Source organism: Clostridium sp. (assembly GCF_021443865.1).
Lineage (GTDB): Bacteria > Bacillota > Clostridia > Clostridiales > Clostridiaceae > Clostridium.
The window spans coordinates 30,816-34,019 of record NZ_JABUTB010000028.1 but is presented as its reverse complement, the minus strand read 5'-3'; the positions used below and the strand labels follow the sequence as shown (position 1 = coordinate 34,019).

Annotated in this window: 5 protein-coding genes; all 5 read left to right on the top strand. The window is 28.6% G+C overall.

Going from position 1 to position 3,204, the window contains the following annotated elements:
- The coding region (locus HUJ77_RS06270) for a UDP-glucose/GDP-mannose dehydrogenase family protein (protein ID WP_291707721.1) at positions 1–1,040 on the top strand (1,040 nt) is incomplete at its 5' end.
- Between the two features lie 57 nt (positions 1,041–1,097).
- A complete protein-coding gene (locus tag HUJ77_RS06265; RefSeq protein WP_366032930.1) occupies positions 1,098–1,760 on the top strand; it encodes a Wzz/FepE/Etk N-terminal domain-containing protein in 663 nt (220 codons plus the stop codon).
- Positions 1,761–1,773: 13 nt separating this feature from the next.
- Positions 1,774–2,427 (top strand): CpsD/CapB family tyrosine-protein kinase, encoded by a 654-nt coding sequence (locus HUJ77_RS06260; protein ID WP_291707720.1) that lies wholly within the window; start codon positions 1,774–1,776, stop codon positions 2,425–2,427.
- An 8-nt stretch (positions 2,428–2,435) separates the two neighbouring features.
- Positions 2,436–2,894, top strand: a complete 459-nt coding sequence (gene pssD / locus HUJ77_RS06255) for a PssD/Cps14F family polysaccharide biosynthesis glycosyltransferase (RefSeq protein ID WP_291707719.1) — start codon at positions 2,436–2,438, stop codon at positions 2,892–2,894.
- The coding region (locus HUJ77_RS06250) for an ATP-grasp fold amidoligase family protein (protein ID WP_291707718.1) at positions 2,891–3,204 on the top strand (314 nt) is incomplete at its 3' end. The genes pssD and HUJ77_RS06250, both read left to right, overlap by 4 nt.

Sequence of the window (3,204 nt, the reverse complement as noted above, 5' to 3'; positions counted from 1 at the left end):
CAGCTAATTTAGATTATGTATTTAATGTTTGTAAGGAAATTGCTGAAAATATAGAAAATAATTCTTTAGTAGTAGTTAAATCTACAGTACCTATAGGAACTAATGATAAAATTCAGGACTTTTTCAATGAGAATTTAGTTCATAAGGTGAAAATAGAAGTGGCATCTAATCCAGAGTTTTTAGCACAAGGAACTGCTGTTATAGATACTATGGAAGCTAGCAGAATAGTTATTGGTGTGGAGTCTAAGGAGTCTGAAGCATTATTAAGAGAGGTATATGAAAGATTTAATAAGCCTATAGTTTCTACTAATAGAAAAAGTGCAGAAATGATAAAGTATGCATCAAATGATTTTTTAGCATTAAAAATAAGTTTTATTAATGAAATGGCAAATGTTTGTGAAATAGTTGGAGCAGATATTGAATCTGTCACCAAGGGAATGAGCTATGACAATAGAATTGGAGATAAGTTCTTAAAGGCAGGTCTAGGATATGGGGGTTCCTGCTTTCCAAAGGATACTAAGGCTCTTCATTGGCTGGCAAATGACCATGGATATGAAATAAAAACTATAAAGGCAGCTATAGAAGTAAATGAAAATCAGAAGTTTAAAATGTTTAGAAAGGCAAAGCAAAGATTTGGGAATTTAAAGGGGAAAAAAGTGGCAGTGCTTGGCTTGACTTTTAAACCTGATACAGATGACTTAAGAGAAGCACCATCTATTCCTAATATAAAAAGATTATTAGAAGAGGATGCTAAGATAGTAGTCTTTGATCCAGCTGGAATGGAGAAGTTTAAAGAAAAAAACAATGGAAATATAACTTACGTATATAGGCCAGAAGATGCAATAAAGGATGCTGACATGGTATTTATATTTACTGAATGGAAAGAAATTAAATCAATGCAAATTGAGAAATATGTGGAGCTAATGAATAATGCTGTAATATTTGACGGGAGAAATTGCTACAGCATAGAGGAGGTGCAAAAGGCAAAGGTAGATTATTATTCAGTAGGAAGGGAAGAGATATTAAATATTAATTCCTAGAGTCTTTATAAAATAATTTACACCTAATTAATAAAGACAGAAATGGAGTGATGATGTATTAGTATTGAAGAACTTATAGGCACCTTGAAAAAAAGATGGAAAATAATATTAATATCATTAGTTTTATTTTTATTATCCGCAGTGATTTTAAGCTTTTTTATAATGACACCAAAGTATGAGGCCAGTACAAAATTCTTTATAGGTAAACAGACTATTGGAGATGACCAAAACTATAATCCAAATGATGTAGTTATGTATCAGAATTTAATGAAGACCTATTCTGAAATAATAAAAACACCAGACATTGTGGAGAGAAGTATAGAAAAATCTAAAGCTAATTTAAGAGTTGCAGATGTAGAAAGTAAACTAAAGGTTGAAGTAATTGCAGACACTCAAATTTTAGAAGTAAGTTACAGGGGAATAAGCTATGTTGAAACCAAAGAACTAGTTAATAACCTTACTAATGAATTTATTAGTGTATCTAAGGATTTAGTTCCAAATGGAAATATAAAAGTCCTTCAAAGTGTAATGATTTCAGAAGAGCCTGTAACTCCAAATAAAAAGATAAATATTATAATTGGAATATTTGCAGGAATAGTTATTGGAATAATACTAGCTTTTATAGTTGAAATTTTCGATAAAACTATAAGAAGTAAAGAAGAATTAGAAAGTAATATTGACTTACCTATAATTGGGGTACTGCCATTAATTAAAAAATAGGAGGTGAAGAATTATGCTTGAGGTAGAGAAGTATTCTCCTTCAATAGTTGATGAAAGCTTCAGAAAAATTAAAACTACTATTGAATATTCCTATAGGGATAAAAATTATAAGGCTATAGCTATAACAAGCTCAAAATACGGGGAGGGTAAAACCTTTGTTGCAGCAAACTTAGCATTAATTTTATCCCAAGGGAATAAAAAGGTAATACTAATTGATTGTGATTTTAGAAAACCTAATATTCATAAGAAGTTTAATATTTCTAATGGAATAGGCTTATCAGAAATATTAATGAATGAGGAAAATTTAAGTATAGCAACTAGAGAGTATAATGAAAATTTTTATATTGTAACAGCTGGGAAAATGCCATTAAACCCATCTGAAACCCTGGCTTCAAAGGCAATGTCAGATTTATTAGAGAAATTAAAAAATGATTATGACTATATTATTTTAGATACTTCCCCAATACTTTTTCTTAGTGACTCCCAAGTTATATCAAATAAAGCTGATGGAACTATATTAGTGGTGAGATCTGAAAAAACTAAGGATTATGAGGTTAAGGAAGCTTACAACATATTGAAAAATATTAATGTAAATATGATTGGAGTTATATTAAACGGAATAAGAAGTGAATCTAAAAAATATTTTAGAAACCATATAAAAAAGTAGGTGGTGTAATGAAAAGAATTTGTTTTATAGCATCAACTGGAGGACACCTAGATCAACTTATGAGGTTAAAGCCTATTATGGAAAAATACAATAGTTTTATAGTTACTGAAAAAACGAAGTATAAATTAATAAATAACACAAATAAAAGTTACTATTTATATCAAGTAAATAGATTTGAAAGAAGTTGGATATTAAAAATGATGATTAATGCCATTATAAGTCTTTATATATTTTTAATTAAAAGACCTGATATTGTTATATCTACTGGAGCTTTAGCTACTATTCCAATGTGTATAATTTCAAAGATTTTTAGGAGAAAGCTAATTTTTATAGAATCCTTTGCTAAGATTAATAGCCCTACACTAACAGGAAAATTACTTTATAGATTTGCAGATGAATTTTATGTCCAATGGGAAGAAATGCTTAAAATTTATCCAAAGGCAATCTTTAAAGGAGGAATATATTGAGAAGGTTATTAAGGCAGATTTGCATTTATTTACCTGATATTATTGTAATGCAAATTGATAATTTAAGAACTTATGGTAGGTTATTAAATCTTAAAAATCCTAAGTACTATGGTGAAAAGATTCAATGGATTAAGGCTAAAGGAAATCTTGAAAGATATAAAAATATAGTAGATAAATATTTGGTTAGAGGTTATATAAAAAATGCAATAGGTGAGGAATATTTACCTAAATTAATAGCTGTATACAATAACGAAAAAGAAATTGATTATAACAATTTACCAGAAAAATTTGTTTTAAAACTAAATGATGG

Bases quoted from the DNA above. Each gene is read 5' to 3' on its own strand.
- HUJ77_RS06260 (WP_291707720.1), top strand. From the start codon at position 1,774: ATGCTTGAGGTAGAGAAGTATTCTCCTTCAATAGTTGATGAAAGCTTC.
- pssD (WP_291707719.1), top strand. From the start codon at position 2,436: ATGAAAAGAATTTGTTTTATAGCATCAACTGGAGGACACCTAGATCAA.